Source organism: Paenibacillus doosanensis (assembly GCF_025060755.1).
Classification (GTDB): domain Bacteria; phylum Bacillota; class Bacilli; order Paenibacillales; family NBRC-103111; genus Paenibacillus_S; species Paenibacillus_S doosanensis.
Genome location: NZ_JANYUY010000006.1, coordinates 15,837 through 33,615, shown reverse-complemented (window position 1 = coordinate 33,615; position 17,779 = coordinate 15,837). Strand labels below are relative to the sequence as shown.

Here is a 17,779-nt window from a genome sequence, read left to right as displayed (position 1 = left end):
AATTTTGAAATCTATTTGGCTGGTTAATCCTTATGGACCTATAGAAGGTGAAAATTGGAGAGATTATAGCTTTAATCAATTTGGAAAATACCTCTCCGAAAATGGCTACAAGGTTGTATGGTGGACATCAAATTTTGCCCACCATTTTAAGAAATTTAGATCAACGGGATGGAAGGATATCCAAGTAAACAACAATTACACGATAAGATTAGTCCCGACAACTAGCTATAAAAAAAACATGAGTTTCGGTAGGTTTATAAAAGATATAGTATTTGCATATAATGCGTATCAGGGTTTTTGTAAGCACAATAAACCGGACATCATTATTAGTGCTGATACACCACTAACAATGAGCTATCCGTCATTTTCATTTGCTAAAAAAAACAATGTACCAATTATTTACGATCAAATGGATTTATGGCCGGAATTTATTGAAAATGCAGTGGGTAAGAAGCTTGGTAATTTCTTGCATGCCCTTTTTTATCCCATATACTCTAGTAGAAGAAGGAATTATAATAAACTTGATGGTGTAGTAGCGTTGGGAAAAAATTACCTAAAAAAAACTTTTGAGATATCGGCATCGTTACAATCTAAGCCTCATGCTTTGATATACAATGGGATAGATGTAGAGGGGTTTAGAAGTAAAATGTTAAACGAGGTAGATGTAGTAGGATTACCAAAAACTAAGAGTCCAAATGAGGTTTGGTGCATTTTTGCTGGGACGCTAGGTCCATCTTACGATATTCAGGCTATTTTAGAATGCGCGAATAAACTGGATAAAGATGAAGAATATAAGCAAATATTTAAGTTTGTTATTGCAGGAAGTGGCCCATTAGAGGAAGTTGTAAAAGAAAATTCATTGAGGGTTAATAACTTGTATTATGTAGGGAAACTATTGCCAGAGCAATTAATTCCTATATACAATCTGTGTGATATAGGATTGGCTGCTTACTCGGAAATGTCGAATGTCGATATGCCTGATAAGTTTTATGATTACACTGCAGCTGGTCTTGCAATTATTAATTCTTTGAATGGGGAAATTCAAGAATATATTGATAAGTATATGGTCGGAGCAATGTATACACCAGGTCAATTTGAGAGCCTTACTGCAGCAATACTAAAAACTGTTGAAAAGAATGTGTTGGAACAGATGAAAAATAACTCATATAAGCTAGCTAAGAGCTTTGATAAAAAAGTACAGAGTAATAAACTAGTCGAAGTTATTAAGAAAGTTCTAAATGAAACCAAAGAGGTAGGGACTACATGAAAATACTGTATGTGACCTCGTCGTTTGATAAAAAAGGTTCTGCCAGTATTAGAAATGTATCATTAGTAAATGGGTTAGTAGAGAATGGAGTCAAAGTCGATGTGTTAACGCAATGCTGGCCTGATTATATGATTGATCACGATTTGAAAAGTAATATAAATGAAAGTGTTAATATATATTATGATTCAATTAAAGTGATTGATCTGTATTTTTCAAAGATTAAACCGGGGCAAGACGGGCGAGGACATGGAAGAAGGCTTTTATCAATTATTAAAAGTCTTGTTAAATATATATACTATTTCCCCGATATAGATAAAGAATGGATCACAAATTATAACCGTAGTATTGATTATAAAAGTTATGATTTGGTTGTTTCTTCATCTGACACGAAAACTTCCCATTTTGTTGCAAACAAAATCGTGAAAAATGAACACCGAGCTAAGTGGTTCCAAATCTGGGGGGACCCGTGGGTAGATGAAAAAGGAACTACTGGGGTTAGGAAGGTATTTGCTTATATCTTTGAAAAGTGGCTATTAAGAGAGGGAGATGAAATTTTGTATATTTCCCTTCCAACCTTGGAAGCTATGAAGAAAAAGTATTACAAATACTCTAGCAAAATGCATTACCTAAAAAGATCATATTTAGTTGAAATTAGAGGCAAGTGCGCTCCTAAACCAGACGAAGGATACACATTCTCTTATATCGGAACGGTTTATTACGGTAGGAATATAATGCCGCTAATTGAGGTAATTGATAAATATAATAATAAAAAAAATAAAAAAATAAGTTTAAATATTTATGGTACTTATAGTCACGAAGTTTTGGAAGCCTGTAGGAAGTATAGCAATATCAACTATTGTGGATATATAGAGTATAACAAAGTGGTAGAAGTTACATATAATTCTGATGTTTTAATATATATGGGGAATATGAAGGAAAGTCATCAAATACCTGGGAAATTATATGACTATTTTGGGACAGATAGAACTATCCTAGCACTAATGGAATCACTCGATAATCCCGTTTCAAAATTTATAGAACAGAGCAATAGATGTATTTTATTTGAAAACAATAAAGACTTAATTAATCTTGATGTAGTAGTCGAACAAGTGGAACAAAATAATCAGAGAGTTCTAAGTGAATACTCGAAAGAAGAAGTTGCAAAACACTTATTGGATGTATTTGAAAAATATAGAGATAATCTGTGATTGTAAGTTGCATTAGAATTTGTGAAAAATAAATTAGGCCAGAAGTGTGCCTAGTAGATATGTGGAAATAAGATGATAAAATGGTGATCATTATATGAAGGTTTTGATTCTAATTCCAAGTTTGCACGAAAAGGGACCCAATATTGTTGCAAAAAGTATACCACAATATTCGAGATGTGAGGAAATACAATATGTTTTTTTGTCGCTACGAAAAAATACTGAAGACTTATTAAACGTGTATAATAAGCAATTTTTGAATGTTACAGAATTGGATATGAGGAGTATACCGCTTCCAAAGGATATTAATAAACTAAAGAAAGTAATCCAAAATATAAACCCTGATGTTATCCATGCGCATACTTTTTGGCCCACTGTTTTATGTGGCTTTTTTATAAATGGTTATAAAAAAATTGTTACAATCCATAATAACCCAATCGAAGACTACACCTTTGAATATGGCAAGATAGCAGGTAGGATTATGACAATTATTTTTAAGACTGCCTTAAGAGCATATGATGTCTTAATTCCAATATCAAAATACGTGGGATCTGCTATAAAAGGGCATAAAAAAGCAAAAATTAAAGTTATTTATAATGGTATTGAAGACAGATATCAGTTAAATAGTACTATTGTTAATCATAACTCTTTGAATCTATTGACTATTTCAGTACTAAATAAGCGTAAGAATGTTATAAAAATACTCGAAATATTAAAATTGTTAAAAGAAAAGGATTTAAAAGTAAACTGTAAAATTGTTGGCGAAGGTGCGGAGTTAAGTGATCTAATCGAATTTTCGAGAAGAAATGGGCTAAACGAAATTGTGTCATTTGAGGGTAACATTCCGAGAGATTCGGTATTTGATTATATCAGGCAATCAGATGCGTTTATCTTCACATCAAAAAGTGAAGGTTTTGGTTTAGTGGTTGTTGAATCCCTTATGATGGGGAAGCCTGTGATTGTAAGCGATATTCCTGTTATGTGGGAAATCGTCGATAATAATGATGGTTTTATTCTTGAAACAGACTCACAATTTGTGGAGGCAATTAAAACTTTATTTAATATAAAATTAAGACAACAACTTTCTCAATCTGCTAGAGAAAAATATTTAAGAAATTTCACAATAGAAAAAATGGTAGACAGCTATGAAAAAATTTATTTGGAAAAGTAAAGGTAAATATGTATCATAAAAAAAACCAACTTTTTATTATAATAGCATTACTTTCATGTTTAATATTGTCCTCAATATTGTCATTCTCATTTGCTGTGTTTTTTTTACAGTCAATACTTCTAACGATAACTTTGCCGTTAATCCTAAAAAAAGATTCTAAAACAGCAAGGTTATATTCAATAGGAATTGTGATTTCACTAATATATATATATATTATTTATTCTGCTAATTTATTAGCCTATGGAAGCCCGTATTTTAATGGTGGTTCTGATGGCCTGGCTTTTGAAAGAAAAGGATTTCTTATTGTGAATTCCAATATATATAATCCTTCTCAATTGTTGGGGAATGTACTAGATCAATATGATAATGCGCCTTTTTTTAGTGTGTACATTGGCTTACTAATCAAATTTGGGGAATTATTTGATGGATATAGTACCTTTCTTCCAAGAATTATGAATGTTTATTTTCTGATCTGGATTTCAATGATATTCGAATATCTCTTAAAAAAACATGCTGGTTTTTCTGGGAAAAGACTTTATATAAGTATACTAATATTCTTAATCACTCCAAATATTCAATATTTAAATTCTGACGTTTTTCGGGACACATTCAATCTGTTCCAAATTTTCCTAATAATACTTTTGTTTGATCGAATTATACTAGTCAAGAATATTTTAAAAAAACTGTTTTATTTTATAATTGTATTTCTAGCAATGTATATTACTTTTTACACTAGAACAAATTCATTAGTGTTTGCTGCTGCAGGTACTTCTTTATTATTTCTGAACAAATTTAATCGGATCCTAAAAGTATTAATAATTTTTGTAACAGCTTCATTTTTAATGTTAATCAATTTTTCCGATAGTATTAAATTTGAATATTTTTATAATGTATATTCAGAACATTTACTAAGCAGCACAGACGGACTTAGCAGCTACATTTTCAAGCAGCCCTTATTTCCGTTTGGAATTATATTGAGGAGCTTATATGGACTGATTAATCCGTTTCCGAATTTTTTAGGTTTATTTAAAGTTCCAAATATGCTTTTGCTAGATATCGTATTATTATTTGTTTATTGTGGGGCTGTACTGCAGATAATTTTCATTCCTTTTTTATTAAAAAGGCTAGCAAGAATGGATTGGTTAGCACTATCTTTTGTTGTGAATTTTTTAGGTGTTGTAATCACAACGTTTACATTTAGACATGTTTTATTATACTATCCCTTTATGGTAGCTCTTATTGTTGATGAATTCATTTCATCTAAACAGACAACGAAATCACGTGTGTTATTTGTTTCTTTAACTATGACTGTTTTAATGGGGTTATTGTACATAGTATTAAAATTCTTTTAGATTACTGATCTTTTATGTAGTAAATTACCAATATCAAATTAATCGGCTCGTTATAAGCCCGAAAGGATTCATAAGGTTAAGATGAAAATATTAATCGTAAACTCCCATTTGAACGTTGGCGGGATCAGAAGTGCATGCTTAAATTTGCTTAGAAACATGGAAAACTCTGGTGTTGAAATCGATTTGTTTTTACTTAAAGTTGATGAGAATGCAATGAAGGATATGGAGAATATTAAAGGGGTAAATTTGAAAGAACCATATTTTTTAGTGAATACATTCTTCACTCCTTTTAGTGATTTGTGTAAAAAAGGGGGATTAATGGGTGTTTTTTTGAAAATAATTTTATTTGTAATAAAAAGCATTTTAGGAATACGAATGACTTTAATGTTAATTCTTAAACTATCTAGAAGGATAAGAGGATATGATGTAGCTATATCATTTTCAAATGATATTTGGAAAAATGGATTTGCAGGTGGAAGCAATGATTTTGTTCTAAAGAAGGTTGAGGCTAAACATAAAATTGCATGGATCCATAATGACCCATACCAACTTGGGTTTAATAAGAAAATATGCAAGAAGACTTATAGACATTTTGATTTTGTTGTAAATGTATCCAACTCCTGTAAAGAAAAATTTGATGAAATCGTACCTGAATATAAACTAAAGTCAAAAGTAGTTTATAACATGTTCAATGTTAATGAGATAAGGTTGAAATCGATGTTTAAAAATCCCTATGAGTTTGAAGGGCTTAAGTTTGTTACTGTGGCGAGAATTAATAATCAACAAAAGCGTATAGATAGAATAGTTAATACTTGTGTAAGATTAAAGAATGATGGTATTAGCAACTTCAAATGGTATATCGTGGGGGATGGTCCTGATTTATCATGGTTGAAAGAAGAAGCTGGGAAAAAAGGTGTTTCTGAAATTGTGGATTTTGTAGGGAGTAAAAGTAATCCATATCCTTATATTAAAAACGCGGATGCTTTGATTCAAACTTCTGAATATGAAGCTTACAGCATGGTGTTGCTTGAAGCCCTAACAATTTGTACACCAGTCGTTTCAACAAACTACGACTCTGCATGTGAGATAGTGAAAAATGGATATAACGGTATTATAACTGAAAATAGTACAAATGGTGTATATAATGCAGTCAGGGGAATTATTATAAATGATTTCGTTTTAAGGGAGTTGAGGGCCAATATTGAGAAAAAGGGAGTCGATAATGAAGTAGCATTTAAACAATTTATGGGTCTATTAAGTGAATAGTTTATGTTTTGCTATTGAGTTAAATGGATAAACCAAAACCCAATAACAGTTTAATTCTAGAGAAAATGTTTTAGAGGGAGGAGGATTATTTAAATGCCGGGATTTTACATAAGCACACATTTCTATAGTAATAAAGTAGATAATTATTATAATAATACCTGCATTAAAAATGAGATAAAGAATTCAAAATATATTATCAAAAGAAATACGTTAAATAAGTTTTTAGATGACAAGGTGTTTTGCGAAAATGATAAATATATTGTTATTATTGAAGGTGTAATTTTAAACAAATCTGAAATAATATCAAATTACAGTAGCGGTAATTTTTTTAATTCAATCATTAGTATGTTTGAAAACAAAGGTGAAGATTTTTTCAAGGATTTTAAAGGGAGTTTTTCCGGGGCTTTCCATAATAAAACTACTGATGAATGGATCATCTTCACAAACCAAATAGGCGATAATCAAGTTTTTTATTACTATGAAGGTGGTAATTTTATTGTAGGAAGCGAAGTAAATTATATTGTTGAAACACTTAATAAGGAAAATGTAAATTACAATGTAGATGAGCAAGCTATTTATTCCCTTTTAACTTACTCTTTTGTGATTGATGATCGAACTGTCATTAATGAGATAAAAAGAATTGATGCTGGCTCATATATAAAGATATCACCATATCATTTTCGAAAAAAAATATATTTTGAACTAACAACTAATAAGTATAACTTGCAAGATCTTGCAATGGATGATTTAGTTGATAAGTTAGATGAAATGTATGTGGATGCTGTCAGGCTAGAATACTTAAAGGATAGAGAGTATAATTATCAGCATCTAGTGGAATTAAGCGGTGGGTTGGATTCTAGAATGAATTTGTGGGTTGCTCATGAGTTAGGTTTTAATAACATATTAGCTATAACATACTCTAAATCAGGATATTTAGATGCGAGAATAGCTGAAAAGATAGCTTTAAAATTACAAAAAAATTGGTTTTTTAAATCTCTGGATGATCCTAACATTATATATGATATAGATGAAAATATTAGGATGAATTTTGGTCTGAACGGGTATTTCAATGTTACCAAGAGTAATGCAGCTTATAAAATTTTGAATTTTAATAATATAGGAATATGTCATACTGGGCAACTCGGGGATGTCATTGTAAGCTCTTATTTAAAAACAACTATTGATGCAAGGCCACATAAATTTAATTTTGCTGAGTCAACTAAATTAATAGATAGGCTTGACGTGAGTTTTCTAGAACAATATGACAGCGAAGAGATGTTTGCAATGAATGTACGAGGGTTTAGAGGTATATTGAACTCGCATTTAATTAGAAAAAATTATTTTGAAACAACATCTCCTTTCCTAGACATAGACTTTTTGGAATTTTGTATGAGTATACCACTAAAATATAGATTAAACCATAAGCTATATAAATATTGGTTGAAAAAAAAATATCCCGCAGCTTGTCAGTTTGTTTGGGAAAAGACGGGATTGAGGGTAAATGCAAATGATTTTGAAATATTTCTGCGTAGGTTAGTATCTCGTGGGCCAGATAAGCTAAAAAGGATGATGGGGATTAAAGTTAAGGCAAAAGCTAATACAATGAATCCCTATGATTTTTGGTATCATAACAACATAGAAATAAAAAAATTCATGGATGAATATTTTGAAAAAGAAATTGATGAATATGAGATAACTGATATGTTAAGAAAGGACATGCGTTTTCTATACAACTGTGGAAGTGCATTTGAGAAATCACAAGTTTTGACTGTTTTATCAGCACTTAAGCTTTACTTCAAACGATAGACAATATACGAAGGATTAAGATAGATCGGGATTGGGTTTTAATACGGATTCCTTTATTAACATCGAATGGTTAAGGACTCGTCATTTTGCTATTCTGCAGCCGGTGAATGGAGCAAATAAATGGTACGAAATATTAAAAAAATGAACATCAATTTTCTTTTAAGGACAGGTTTTTTGCATATTTTCTCATCACAAATTTTAAACGTGGTTCTCCAGTTCGCGACTTCAGTGGTTTTAATAAGAATATTATCTAAAGATGACTTTGGAAGCTGGCAGTATGCTTTAAATATATTAAGCTTTTTTCTTTTACTACAAGGGCTCGGGGTTGTTTCTGGCATACTCCAATATTCTAGTTCGGCAAATAATGAGGAAGAACGACAAGCCTTTTTTAAATATGGCTTAAAAATTGGCCTTTTTTTCAATTTTATAGTATGTTTATCAATTTTAATTTACACCATTTGGTTTGATTTACCAGTTAAAGGAAGTACTCAAATACTAAGATATTTATGTCTCGTACCGTTATTTTCCCTAACGTTTGATATTTTACAAATTTACTTTAGAGCTTCATTTAAAAATCAAAAGTTTTCTAGATTAAGTACACTTAATAGTATTGTCTTATTTATAGGGGCTGTGATAGGTGGGGAGTTGTTAGCACTAGATGGATTGGTGTTAGGTAGATATTTCGCTTATATAATTTGTATAATCTTGGGCATTGTTTATTTGGGTAAAGAATGCAAAAAGATTATAGAGGTAGGACAACTTGAGTTGTCCCAAAGAAGGGAGTTTTTGAAATACTCTATAGTATCTGCATTTAACAATTCTATATCATCGGTGGTATATTTGCTTGATACTTTTATGATTGGGTTAATAATTAAAGATCAATTAATAGTTGCGTCTTACAAGACAGCTACCTTAATACCCTTTGGATTAAACTTCATCCCGATGTCAATTATGATATATGCATATCCTTATTTCGCCAAAATGTCTTCTGAGAAAGATAGTTTAAAATATTATGTTTATAGAATCCAAAAATATCTTATTCTATTGAATGGCGTTATATCCCTGATTCTTATTGTATTTGCACCGCAAATTATTCAAATTATGTTTGGAAGCGATTATTCAGATTCAGTAACAGCTTTTAGAATTTTATCCATAGGATATTTTATTGCTGGAACATTTAGAATTCCTGCAGGAAATGTGCTAGCGAGTATAAAAAAAATAAGAATCAACTTTGTTCTGACCTTAATTAGTGGCGTAACCAACGTTATTTTAAACATTATTTTGATACCTCATTTCTCAAGTCTTGGTGCTGCAGTGGCTACAGTTAGTGTGTTTATACTCTCATCAATTATTGCAAATGGTTACTTGTTCTTTTATTTTAAGCGCCCAAATTTGGGGGTTCGATAATTAGGTGCTTTAAGTAATTTAAAAGTCTATCGCTGAGTAAACGGAAAGAGTTTAAAGCGATTTTTATTAAATATCAATAAATAAATATCATAATTCTTTGTAAGGCCGAGTTTGGAATAATTAAGCATGTAATAGAAGTAACACAACGACAAAATTTATCAAATTATTGGCATTTCAGAAGGGGATTTGCATGAAAATAAATGTTATAGGACTTGGTTATATTGGACTTCCAACAGCGCTCATGTTTGCCTCGAACGGAATGAGAATTGTAGGTACAGACTCTAATAATGACCTTATAATTAGATTAAACTTAGGTAAACTAACTTTTGATGAAAAAGGACTTGAAGAGCTATTTCAGCAAGCATTAGAACATCAGATCAGTTTTACCAATGAATATGAACCCTCGGAGATTTATATAATTGCTGTACCCACTCCTTATATTAAAAAAAGTAAACAGATAGATCCGAAGCATGTTATTTCTGCTGTTCAATCAGTTCTTAAAGTTGCTCCTCCTGGGGCTATAATTGTGATAGAGTCTACAGTCTCGCCTGGTACTATTGATCGGTATATCCGTCCGGTAATTAGGGAGTCTGGATTTGAAATCGGAAAGGATATACATCTTGCTCATGCTCCAGAACGAATCTTACCAGGTAATATGGTGTTTGAATTAACACACAATTCTCGAACAATTGGTTCAGATGATCAAACAATTGGAGAATGTCTAAAAAAAATATATTCAAGCTTTTGTAAAGCAGAAATTGTTGTTACTGATATCAAAACAGCAGAAATGACGAAAGTTGTTGAAAATACTTATCGTGATATTAACATAGCTTTTGCAAATGAACTTGCGAAAATTTGCAATCGAGATCACATGGATGTATACGAAATTATTAAAATAGCCAATAAGCATCCTCGCGTTAATATACTCCAACCGGGTCCAGGGGTTGGTGGACATTGTATTTCTGTTGATCCTTGGTTTTTAGTCGGTGATTATCCTGATTTAGTGAATATTATATTAACTGCAAGAAATATTAATGACGAAATGCCAGAATACGTTTTAAGAAGAATACGTGAGATAATGAAAGCAAACGGTATAAAAGATATTTCTCGAATCGGCCTTTATGGTCTTACATATAAGGAAGATGTGGAAGATACACGCGAAAGTCCAACCCTTCAACTTCTTGAGAAGATGGATGAGCATTTAGCTTTTGGTATTAAGTCATATGATCCTTTTATTCAATATACGATAGTTGAGAACCAGTATTTTGATTTTGATGATTTTTTAAGTGAAATAGATTTGATTGTGGTACTAGTGGCACATTCTCATATCAAAGAAAATTCTCATAAGTTAAAGAATAAAATTATATTCGATACAAGAAATACATTAAGCGTCCACGGTACCTATAAGTTATAGATTAGCAGTCGCTGAAACTACCTAACTGGTTTCTTAAATCAACTGATTTTAGCTTATTGAAAAAAATTAATGTTTGATAAAGTTAGTTTTCAAAGTTTTTGTATCATGTCCATAGATTAGATGCAACTAATTGTTTATTTAACTGCGGGTCTGTTAGTTGATTCTTTGTTCTTTTATTCCTTTGAGGAGAAGAGCAAAGTGATGCATGACTATCCTACATTATAAAGTACAATCCTCAAAAAGGTCCTGATCCTATGATCCAACTTAACAACATCATAAAACAACTAACCGAAGCAGGCGTGAAGGTTCCTATTCTGCAAAACATCAGCCTCACGGTCGAAAAAGGCGACTACATATCGATCATGGGGCCTTCGGGCTCCGGGAAATCGACGTTGATGAACATATTAGGTTCGCTGGATACGCCGACCTCCGGGGAGTACTTGTTCGAGGGCGTGAACGTCGGCAGGCTTCGCGGCGGGAAACTGGCGGACTTTCGAAACCGGAGGCTTGGGTTCGTGTTTCAGTCGTATATGCTGATTCCGCGGCTCAGCGTCCGGGACAATGTGGAGCTGCCTTTGCTGTATACGACCAAGAGTCGCAAGGAGAGGGAAGAGCGAATCCGTAGAGCGCTGGAACAGGTAGGGATGAGCCATAAGGCGAAGGAACGCACGATGAACCTGTCGGGCGGGCAGAAGCAGAAGGTCGCGATAGCCCGGGCTATCATTAACGACCCGGATCTGCTGCTGGCGGATGAGCCGAGCGGGAATTTGGATGTGCATTCGAAGGAAGACATTCTGCACATCTTCCAATCGCTCCATGATAGCGGGAAGACGATCGTCCTCGTTACGCATGATCCGGAAGTGGCGCAGAGGGCCGGACGGGTGCTGGTCTTAAGGAACGGCGAATGGGCGGCGGAGCGAGTGGAGGTGGGAGCGGGACAATGAGGCTGCTGAGGGTATTTGTCGTATCGCTTCGAGGTCTGTGGAGCTACCCGGTGCGAACGTGGCTGGCGGTGCTCGGGATCGCTATTAGCACGCTGTTGGTCGTCTTCCTGCTCTCCGTCCTGTTTAACTTCAAGGCGAGCTTGGTCGGGCAAGTGCAGAGCGTCGGCATGCAGCAGATTGCGGTGGTGCCGGGGAAGCTGCTGAACAGCGGGAAAAACATCGCTCAGACCAGTCTGTCCAGTCTGATGTCGTATACGTCGGTAGCCAGTACGCTGACCTATAAAGATTCGGAGGACGTAAGGCAGCAGATTCCGGAGGTGGTCGGCGCGGCGCCGCAAATCGAGACGATTACGTCGGTGAGAACGGCGAAGAAGAACGCCGAGACGATGTACACCGGGACGACGCCGGATTATGCGGATATGTTCTCGATGGAGCTGGAGGAGGGGCGGTTCTTTACGGAGCAGGAGGCGAAGGACGGGACGCCGGTTATTGTGCTTGGGCAATCCGTGAAGCAGCTTCTCTTCGCAGACGAGAGTCCGCTGGGTCAGACCGTGACGATCAAGGGCATCGCGTTTACGGTGATCGGCGTATTTAAGGAAAAGCAGCTGATCGGTTTTAACTTTGACGAACGGGCGTACATCGGCTACCAGATGGTAGCGGACACCGCCAATTTGCAGAATGCTTCGATGCTATTCTTCAAAGCGCAGTCTCCCGAAGGCTTGGAGGCCGTCCGGCAAAATATCGCGAAAGTGATCGCCAAAAATCACGGCGGCGTGCAGGATTTCGGCCTGATGGCGCCGGAAGGCGCGCTTCACGTCATCGATACGATCACCGATCTGGTGACGGCTATTGCCGTGGGGATTACGGGCATTTCGTTTCTCGTCGGGGGGCTCGGGATTATGAATGTTATGCTGCTGACGGTGAAGGAGCGAACCCGGGAGATCGGCATCCGCAAGGCGGTCGGCGCGAAGTGGTGGGATATTTTGCTGCAGTTTCTGGTGGAAGCGATGTATATTTGCGTGCTGGGCTGCGCGATCGGACTCGCTGGGGCTTACGGGCTGCTTCTGCTGCTGCATCGGATGTTTCCGGTTCTGTCATCGCAGTTTCCGGTCGAGATCGTGCTCGGGTGTCTGGCCTTTGCGGCTGTGCTAGGCCTGCTGTTTGGTATCCTGCCGGCCGCCAAGGCGCTGCGTATTAAGCCTATTGACGCTCTGCGCTATGAATAATGGAGGAGATTGCCGATGAAGAAGGAAGGGATCGCTGCCGCGGCGCTCATGACCATTCTGCTGCTGGCCGGATGCGAGTCCTCTCCATCCGCCGTTACGCAAGAGCCGCCGAAGGCATCGCCGGAGACAACCGTACCCCAAGCGACCGGACAGCCGAGCACGGAGGACAAGGAGAAGACGGTCAAGGAACCTGCTTCCGGCCGACAAGAAGAGGAATCGCAGCCGGCATCGCCTCCTGCTTCTTCTATAGAGGAGTCGGAGAAGCCTAAGTCGGCCGACGACTCGGATCATGCGGCGAAAGCCGAAACGGCGCAGCCTCCGGCAAACGGCGGTTCGTCCGGTACGACGCAGCCGCAGCCGGTCGATCCCGGAGATGAGGCCGCGGCTGATCAAGCTTCTGCCGCCGCGCAGCAGAAGGAAACTGTTCAGAAATATGAAGCTCAGCTGGAGAGGCTAAAGGCCGCTGATCTGGACAAGCTGAACGGCTTGTTCGATCAGGTAATCGCGGCGAGCCAGAACGGTCTATCCCGAACGGAGGTGTATAATCGGTTCGCTCAGCAAGCGGCCGCCATGGAAGAGGAAGCGCAGGCACAGGTCAACCAGGTGCTGCAGCAGCTCAAAGACGAGCTCACGACGCTTCAACTGTCCACGGAAAGTGTAAGTGAACTGCGCTCGGCCTATTATGCCGAGGTGAGCAAGGCGGAGAAGCAGCTCGCGGATAAACTGAAGGGCAGTGTAGAAAAGCGCTGAATCAGAAATTGAAAAAGAAGACGAAAAAAAGAGATACCCTAGGGTATCTCGCGTTAACGCAAGCCGCGTTTCTCGTACTGCTTGTCTTTCCAATAGCTTAGACCCATGAGCAGGACCATGATCGACGAAATCAGGAAGCTGTCCATCAGCATGTCGATCGCTCCTCGGGTCCGCGAAACGGGTAAGGAAGCGATTGCAGCCGGGCGCCGCCAAGTATACGGATCATATTCACGTTTTCCCCTTTTCTTAAGTGTGCACATAAGAAATTCGGACGAAGGCCGTTATTCGGTAGCTGGCTGGCATATCGCCTTGGCGATGAAGCCCCTGTAGCTTTGCGTCCTCACTTTTCAATGAGTTTGCCATTATCGTACGAACTATGTGAATACATCAAGTATAGCAAAATTGTATTGATTTCTACAAGATAGATAGCCTAGCCGAATAGACCTGGTTTACCGGTTCCCCGTAGTCGGATAGAACTATTCATCCTGCAAACATGGTATATAAAGTAAAACATTAGTAACATATGGGAGTAGAAGCGTTCTCATATGCTCATGGTTGAGATAAGAATGTCATAAAATTCGCTTGAGCGGTTTGCGCGATCTCTTGATGTACCAGCGTTTTTCTTCCAAGGAGTGCAGTAATTGAATTCCGAACAGTTCCAACGGGGTCCAAATTCGCTTGACATTGATCAACGGCATAGGGCTATGATCCTCCCCCTTAAGATTTTTATGGGAAATAAGTACTATTAAATAATATAACACGAAAATAACACAATTTGCGGTCATTTTCCGTATATAAAGGAGAATTTAGAAAATGTCAAAAAAATGGAAATTATTGTCTATTTCATCCACCTTGTTGGTGGGCTTGGTTAGTCCGGCTTATGCGGAGCAAACGCCTACGAATATTGAAGTCTATTATGCGCCGATCAAATATGTGTTCGACAGCGAGCAATTCGCGCCGCCGGCCGACCAGCAAGGGTTTATTTATGAAGGCAGCACGTACGTGCCGCTGCGGTTTATCTCGTATTCCCTGAACAAAGCCGTTCGCTGGGACGCCGACACTTACACGGTAACGGTGGAGGAGCCGAAGGCGGCGGATTTGACCGAAATTAACGAGTATAACATGAACACAAAGCTTAGAACCGATACGGCGAGCGAAAAGGTAGACGCTTCCGGGCTGCAGCCGACGGAATTAAGCGCGTATAAGGAAAAAGTAAATTATATTTTCGACGGAAAGAGCAAGGAAATCGGCGAAGATTTGCCGGGCTTTATTTATCAGGATTCGTTGTACGTACCGCTGCGTTTCTTCTCTGAAGCGGTAGGGAAGAAGATTGAATGGGACAAGGATACATACACGATAGCGGCAAGCAAGGTGGAGCAGCCTGCTAAGCCTCAGGAGCCAGCAGCGCAGGAACAAACGCAGACGAACGCGGAAACGCCTGCCACGACAACGCCAGCAGTAGGGGGAGGATCGGGCGGAGGCGGCGGAAGCAGCAGCTCCGGCGGTTCGTCGTCCGGCTCGACGGCCGCGGCGCAGGCGAATATCGAGAGCAAGCTGACTGCGCTGGAGAGCAGCTGCCGCAAAGCGTTAGAGCCGCTGGCCGACCAGTATTTCGATCCGTCCACGGATGACGATACCAGAGAGCAGCTGAAGCTCCAAGGGCTTATTAAGGTTGCGCAATGCGCGACGCAATTCGAAGGTATCATGAACGAAGCCAAGAGCGCAGGAATTAGCGCCGATCAAATTGAGAAATACAGAGCGCGCTTCGAACAAACTCAGGAAGATGCCAAAAATGCATTAATCCAGAAGTCTCATAAATAAGCATAAAGAGTTGGGAAGGTCCTCTTCGGAGGGCCTTTTTTTGCATTTAAAAAGAAGAAAAGCAGCAAGACACAATTTAGACACAAATTTTTAAGCTAATTTTCAGATTTGTTTAATCTGATATTATTGTTTGCTTTGTATATTGTTGGTGGTTAATCGTCTTTAAATATGGAAATGGCTTAAGTAGGCACAATTCGTTTCGAATGGGGGTATTCATGCGTGCTTGAGGTAAAGCAGGTAAGTAAACTGTACGAGAACCAAAGAGGGGTCCACAACATCGACTTCTCCATGAGCCGCGGCGAAATCGTAGGTTTTCTGGGCCCGAACGGCGCGGGGAAGACAACCACGATGCGGATGATAACCGGTTATCTGAATCCGACGATGGGATCGATTACGATCGACGGACTGTCGATGGCCAATCATCCGAAGAAAGCCAGACAGAAGATTGGCTACTTGCCGGAGACGCCGCCGCTCTATCCCGAGATGTCGGTGCAGGCGTATCTGGAGTTTATCGCCGATTTGCGCGGCATTCCGGTCAAGGAGCGCAAGCGCCGGATCGGCGAAGTAATCGAGCGGCTCGGTCTGCAGGGCCGGGAGAAGCAAATTATTCGCGGGCTGTCCAAAGGGTACAAGCAGCGGATGGGACTGGCCCAGGCCATCATCCACAATCCCGATCTGCTCGTGCTGGACGAGCCTACATCGGGCCTCGATCCGAAGCAGATTATCGAGATCCGCCAGCTGATTCGCGAGCTGGGCGAGAATCATACGGTGCTGCTGAGCACGCACATTTTGCCTGAGATCAACACGCTGTGCAACCGCGTCTTGATTATTAACCAAGGGCGCATCGTTATGGACGGACATCCGGATCAGCTCGGTCAATCGATGGGCGAGCGATTCGAAGTATCGCTCGAGATCAAGGGGCCGCGCCATGCCGTTCTGTCCGAGCTGCGCAGCCTGCCGAACATCGCCGGCGTGAAGCCGCTGGCGGACGAAAACGCTGCCATCGAGCCGGCAGCGGACATCCCGGCTGCGCTGGAGCCGCAGCCGGAAGAACTCGCGCCCGAGCAAGGCGCAGGCGCGGAAGCTTCGCAGGCTGAGCCGGCGGCGCAGCCTGCAGCGTCAGCAGCGGCCCAAGATAGCGGGCCGACGGTGAAGGTGCTCGTGTCCGCCAAGGACAACGCGGACATTCGCGAAGCGATCTTTTACCGCATGGCGGAGCTGAAGTATCCGATCCTCGGCATGAAGAAGGAAAGCCTCAGCCTCGAGGATATTTTCCTCAAGCTGACGACGAACGAAGAATCCGAAGCATCCGAGGCGGATGCCGATTCGGAAACAACCGAGGAGGAGGTGACTCCGAATGCGTAGAACCTGGGCCATATGCAAGAAAGAGCTGCAGATGTATTTTTACTCGCCGACCTCTTATGCGGCATTCGCGTTCTTTTTCCTGATCGTAGGCTACATGTTCAGCTCTAACTTTTTATATTCCTCGATGATCGACGTTCGCATGGTATCGAGTCCGGTGACGTTCCTATACTTGCTGGTCATCCCTCTTCTCACGATGCGTCTGGTCTCCGACGAATTGCGTCAAGGCACCGACGAGCTGCTGTTCACATCGCCGATCAGCATAACCGAAATCGTGATCGGCAAATATTTATCCTCTTTGGTCGTACAACTGCTTCTGGTTGGAGGATGCCTCTTGTATCCGCTGATCATGAGCTCTTACGGCAAGCTGGATCAGCCGGTCATGTGGCTGTCGTTCCTGAGCATGTTCTTGGTCGGAGCGGCAATGATGGCCATCGGCCTGTTCGCTTCTTCCTTGTCTGCGCATCAGATGGTGTCCGGGATTCTGGGCATTGCGATTCTGCTGGTGTTTTGGACGATCGATTGGCTGGGCGACACGGTGGGCGGCCGCATCAAAGACTATCTCGGCGTCTTCTCCATCGTCAGCAGGGCTAACAACCTGCAGAAGGGTGTTCTGAATTTCGCCGACGTGCTGTTCTATGTCACGCTGGCTATTGTGTTTATCGTATTAAGCATTCAGGTGCTCGAAAGAAAACGCTGGAGATAATCGGCTTGCCCCGGAATCCGGCGTGCAGGGCATGCGGCCCTCGTATCGAACCAGGTTCCAAAGGCGCAAAGCGAGAAGGGGG

The 17,779-nt window shown here is 39.7% G+C and carries 14 protein-coding genes and 1 riboswitch; all 14 genes read left to right on the top strand.

The features are described from left to right. The first annotated feature begins 4 nt into the window (after positions 1 to 4). The 14 genes from N0M98_RS07025 (at position 5) to N0M98_RS06960 (ending at position 17,697) form a co-directional block, all read left to right on the top strand. Entirely contained in the window at positions 5 to 1,267 is a 1,263-nt protein-coding gene (locus N0M98_RS07025; protein ID WP_259617390.1) for a glycosyltransferase family 4 protein, read from the top strand. Then, a complete protein-coding gene (locus tag N0M98_RS07020) occupies positions 1,264 to 2,475 on the top strand; it encodes a glycosyltransferase family protein (protein WP_259617389.1) in 1,212 nt (403 codons plus the stop codon). Before N0M98_RS07025 ends, N0M98_RS07020 begins: the two co-directional genes overlap by 4 nt. 94 nt (positions 2,476 to 2,569) lie before the next feature. Next, positions 2,570 to 3,643: a glycosyltransferase family 4 protein gene (locus tag N0M98_RS07015; RefSeq protein WP_259617388.1), complete on the top strand. Its 1,074-nt coding sequence runs from the start codon at positions 2,570 to 2,572 to the stop codon at positions 3,641 to 3,643. 8 nt (positions 3,644 to 3,651) lie between these two features. After that, positions 3,652 to 4,995, top strand: coding sequence for a hypothetical protein (locus N0M98_RS07010; RefSeq protein ID WP_259617387.1), 1,344 nt, complete (start codon positions 3,652 to 3,654; stop codon positions 4,993 to 4,995). A gap of 81 nt (positions 4,996 to 5,076) precedes the next feature. After that, positions 5,077 to 6,261: a glycosyltransferase gene (locus N0M98_RS07005; protein ID WP_259617386.1), complete on the top strand. Its 1,185-nt coding sequence runs from the start codon at positions 5,077 to 5,079 to the stop codon at positions 6,259 to 6,261. A 93-nt stretch (positions 6,262 to 6,354) separates the two neighbouring features. Continuing rightward, on the top strand, positions 6,355 to 8,067 hold the full coding sequence (locus tag N0M98_RS07000; RefSeq protein ID WP_259617385.1) for an asparagine synthase-related protein: 1,713 nt from the start codon (positions 6,355 to 6,357) through the stop codon (positions 8,065 to 8,067). Between the two features lie 120 nt (positions 8,068 to 8,187). Continuing rightward, the gene (locus N0M98_RS06995) at positions 8,188 to 9,474 is read left to right on the top strand and encodes an oligosaccharide flippase family protein (protein WP_259617384.1); all 1,287 of its coding nucleotides are present in this window, start codon (positions 8,188 to 8,190) and stop codon (positions 9,472 to 9,474) included. 190 nt (positions 9,475 to 9,664) lie between these two features. Beyond that, positions 9,665 to 10,888, top strand: a complete 1,224-nt coding sequence (locus N0M98_RS06990) for a nucleotide sugar dehydrogenase (RefSeq protein ID WP_259617383.1) — start codon at positions 9,665 to 9,667, stop codon at positions 10,886 to 10,888. Between the two features lie 254 nt (positions 10,889 to 11,142). Continuing rightward, positions 11,143 to 11,832, top strand: a complete 690-nt coding sequence (locus tag N0M98_RS06985; RefSeq protein WP_259617382.1) for an ABC transporter ATP-binding protein — start codon at positions 11,143 to 11,145, stop codon at positions 11,830 to 11,832. After that, on the top strand, positions 11,829 to 13,058 hold the full coding sequence (locus tag N0M98_RS06980; protein WP_259617381.1) for an ABC transporter permease: 1,230 nt from the start codon (positions 11,829 to 11,831) through the stop codon (positions 13,056 to 13,058). Before N0M98_RS06985 ends, N0M98_RS06980 begins: the two co-directional genes overlap by 4 nt. Before the next feature lie 15 nt (positions 13,059 to 13,073). Further along, a complete protein-coding gene (locus N0M98_RS06975) occupies positions 13,074 to 13,808 on the top strand; it encodes a hypothetical protein (RefSeq protein ID WP_259617380.1) in 735 nt (244 codons plus the stop codon). 284 nt (positions 13,809 to 14,092) lie between these two features. Further along, a riboswitch (cyclic di-GMP riboswitch) is annotated at positions 14,093 to 14,179 on the bottom strand. A gap of 442 nt (positions 14,180 to 14,621) precedes the next feature. After that, positions 14,622 to 15,629, top strand: coding sequence for a copper amine oxidase N-terminal domain-containing protein (locus tag N0M98_RS06970; protein WP_259617379.1), 1,008 nt, complete (start codon positions 14,622 to 14,624; stop codon positions 15,627 to 15,629). Positions 15,630 to 15,848: 219 nt separating this feature from the next. After that, positions 15,849 to 16,994, top strand: a complete 1,146-nt coding sequence (locus N0M98_RS06965; protein WP_259617378.1) for an ABC transporter ATP-binding protein — start codon at positions 15,849 to 15,851, stop codon at positions 16,992 to 16,994. Continuing rightward, a complete protein-coding gene (locus tag N0M98_RS06960; protein WP_259617377.1) occupies positions 16,987 to 17,697 on the top strand; it encodes an ABC transporter permease subunit in 711 nt (236 codons plus the stop codon). The genes N0M98_RS06965 and N0M98_RS06960 overlap by 8 nt, the downstream gene beginning before the upstream one ends. Positions 17,698 to 17,779: the final 82 nt, after the last annotated feature.

Bases quoted from the DNA above. Each gene is read 5' to 3' on its own strand.
- N0M98_RS06980 (WP_259617381.1), top strand. From the start codon at position 11,829: ATGAGGCTGCTGAGGGTATTTGTCGTATCGCTTCGAGGTCTGTGGAGC.
- N0M98_RS06990 (WP_259617383.1), top strand. From the start codon at position 9,665: ATGAAAATAAATGTTATAGGACTTGGTTATATTGGACTTCCAACAGCG.
- N0M98_RS06985 (WP_259617382.1), top strand. From the start codon at position 11,143: ATGATCCAACTTAACAACATCATAAAACAACTAACCGAAGCAGGCGTG.
- N0M98_RS06970 (WP_259617379.1), top strand. From the start codon at position 14,622: ATGTCAAAAAAATGGAAATTATTGTCTATTTCATCCACCTTGTTGGTG.
- N0M98_RS06975 (WP_259617380.1), top strand. From the start codon at position 13,074: ATGAAGAAGGAAGGGATCGCTGCCGCGGCGCTCATGACCATTCTGCTG.
- N0M98_RS07010 (WP_259617387.1), top strand. From the start codon at position 3,652: ATGTATCATAAAAAAAACCAACTTTTTATTATAATAGCATTACTTTCA.
- N0M98_RS06960 (WP_259617377.1), top strand. From the start codon at position 16,987: ATGCGTAGAACCTGGGCCATATGCAAGAAAGAGCTGCAGATGTATTTT.
- N0M98_RS07020 (WP_259617389.1), top strand. From the start codon at position 1,264: ATGAAAATACTGTATGTGACCTCGTCGTTTGATAAAAAAGGTTCTGCC.
- N0M98_RS06995 (WP_259617384.1), top strand. From the start codon at position 8,188: ATGGTACGAAATATTAAAAAAATGAACATCAATTTTCTTTTAAGGACA.
- N0M98_RS07000 (WP_259617385.1), top strand. From the start codon at position 6,355: ATGCCGGGATTTTACATAAGCACACATTTCTATAGTAATAAAGTAGAT.
- N0M98_RS07005 (WP_259617386.1), top strand. From the start codon at position 5,077: ATGAAAATATTAATCGTAAACTCCCATTTGAACGTTGGCGGGATCAGA.
- N0M98_RS07015 (WP_259617388.1), top strand. From the start codon at position 2,570: ATGAAGGTTTTGATTCTAATTCCAAGTTTGCACGAAAAGGGACCCAAT.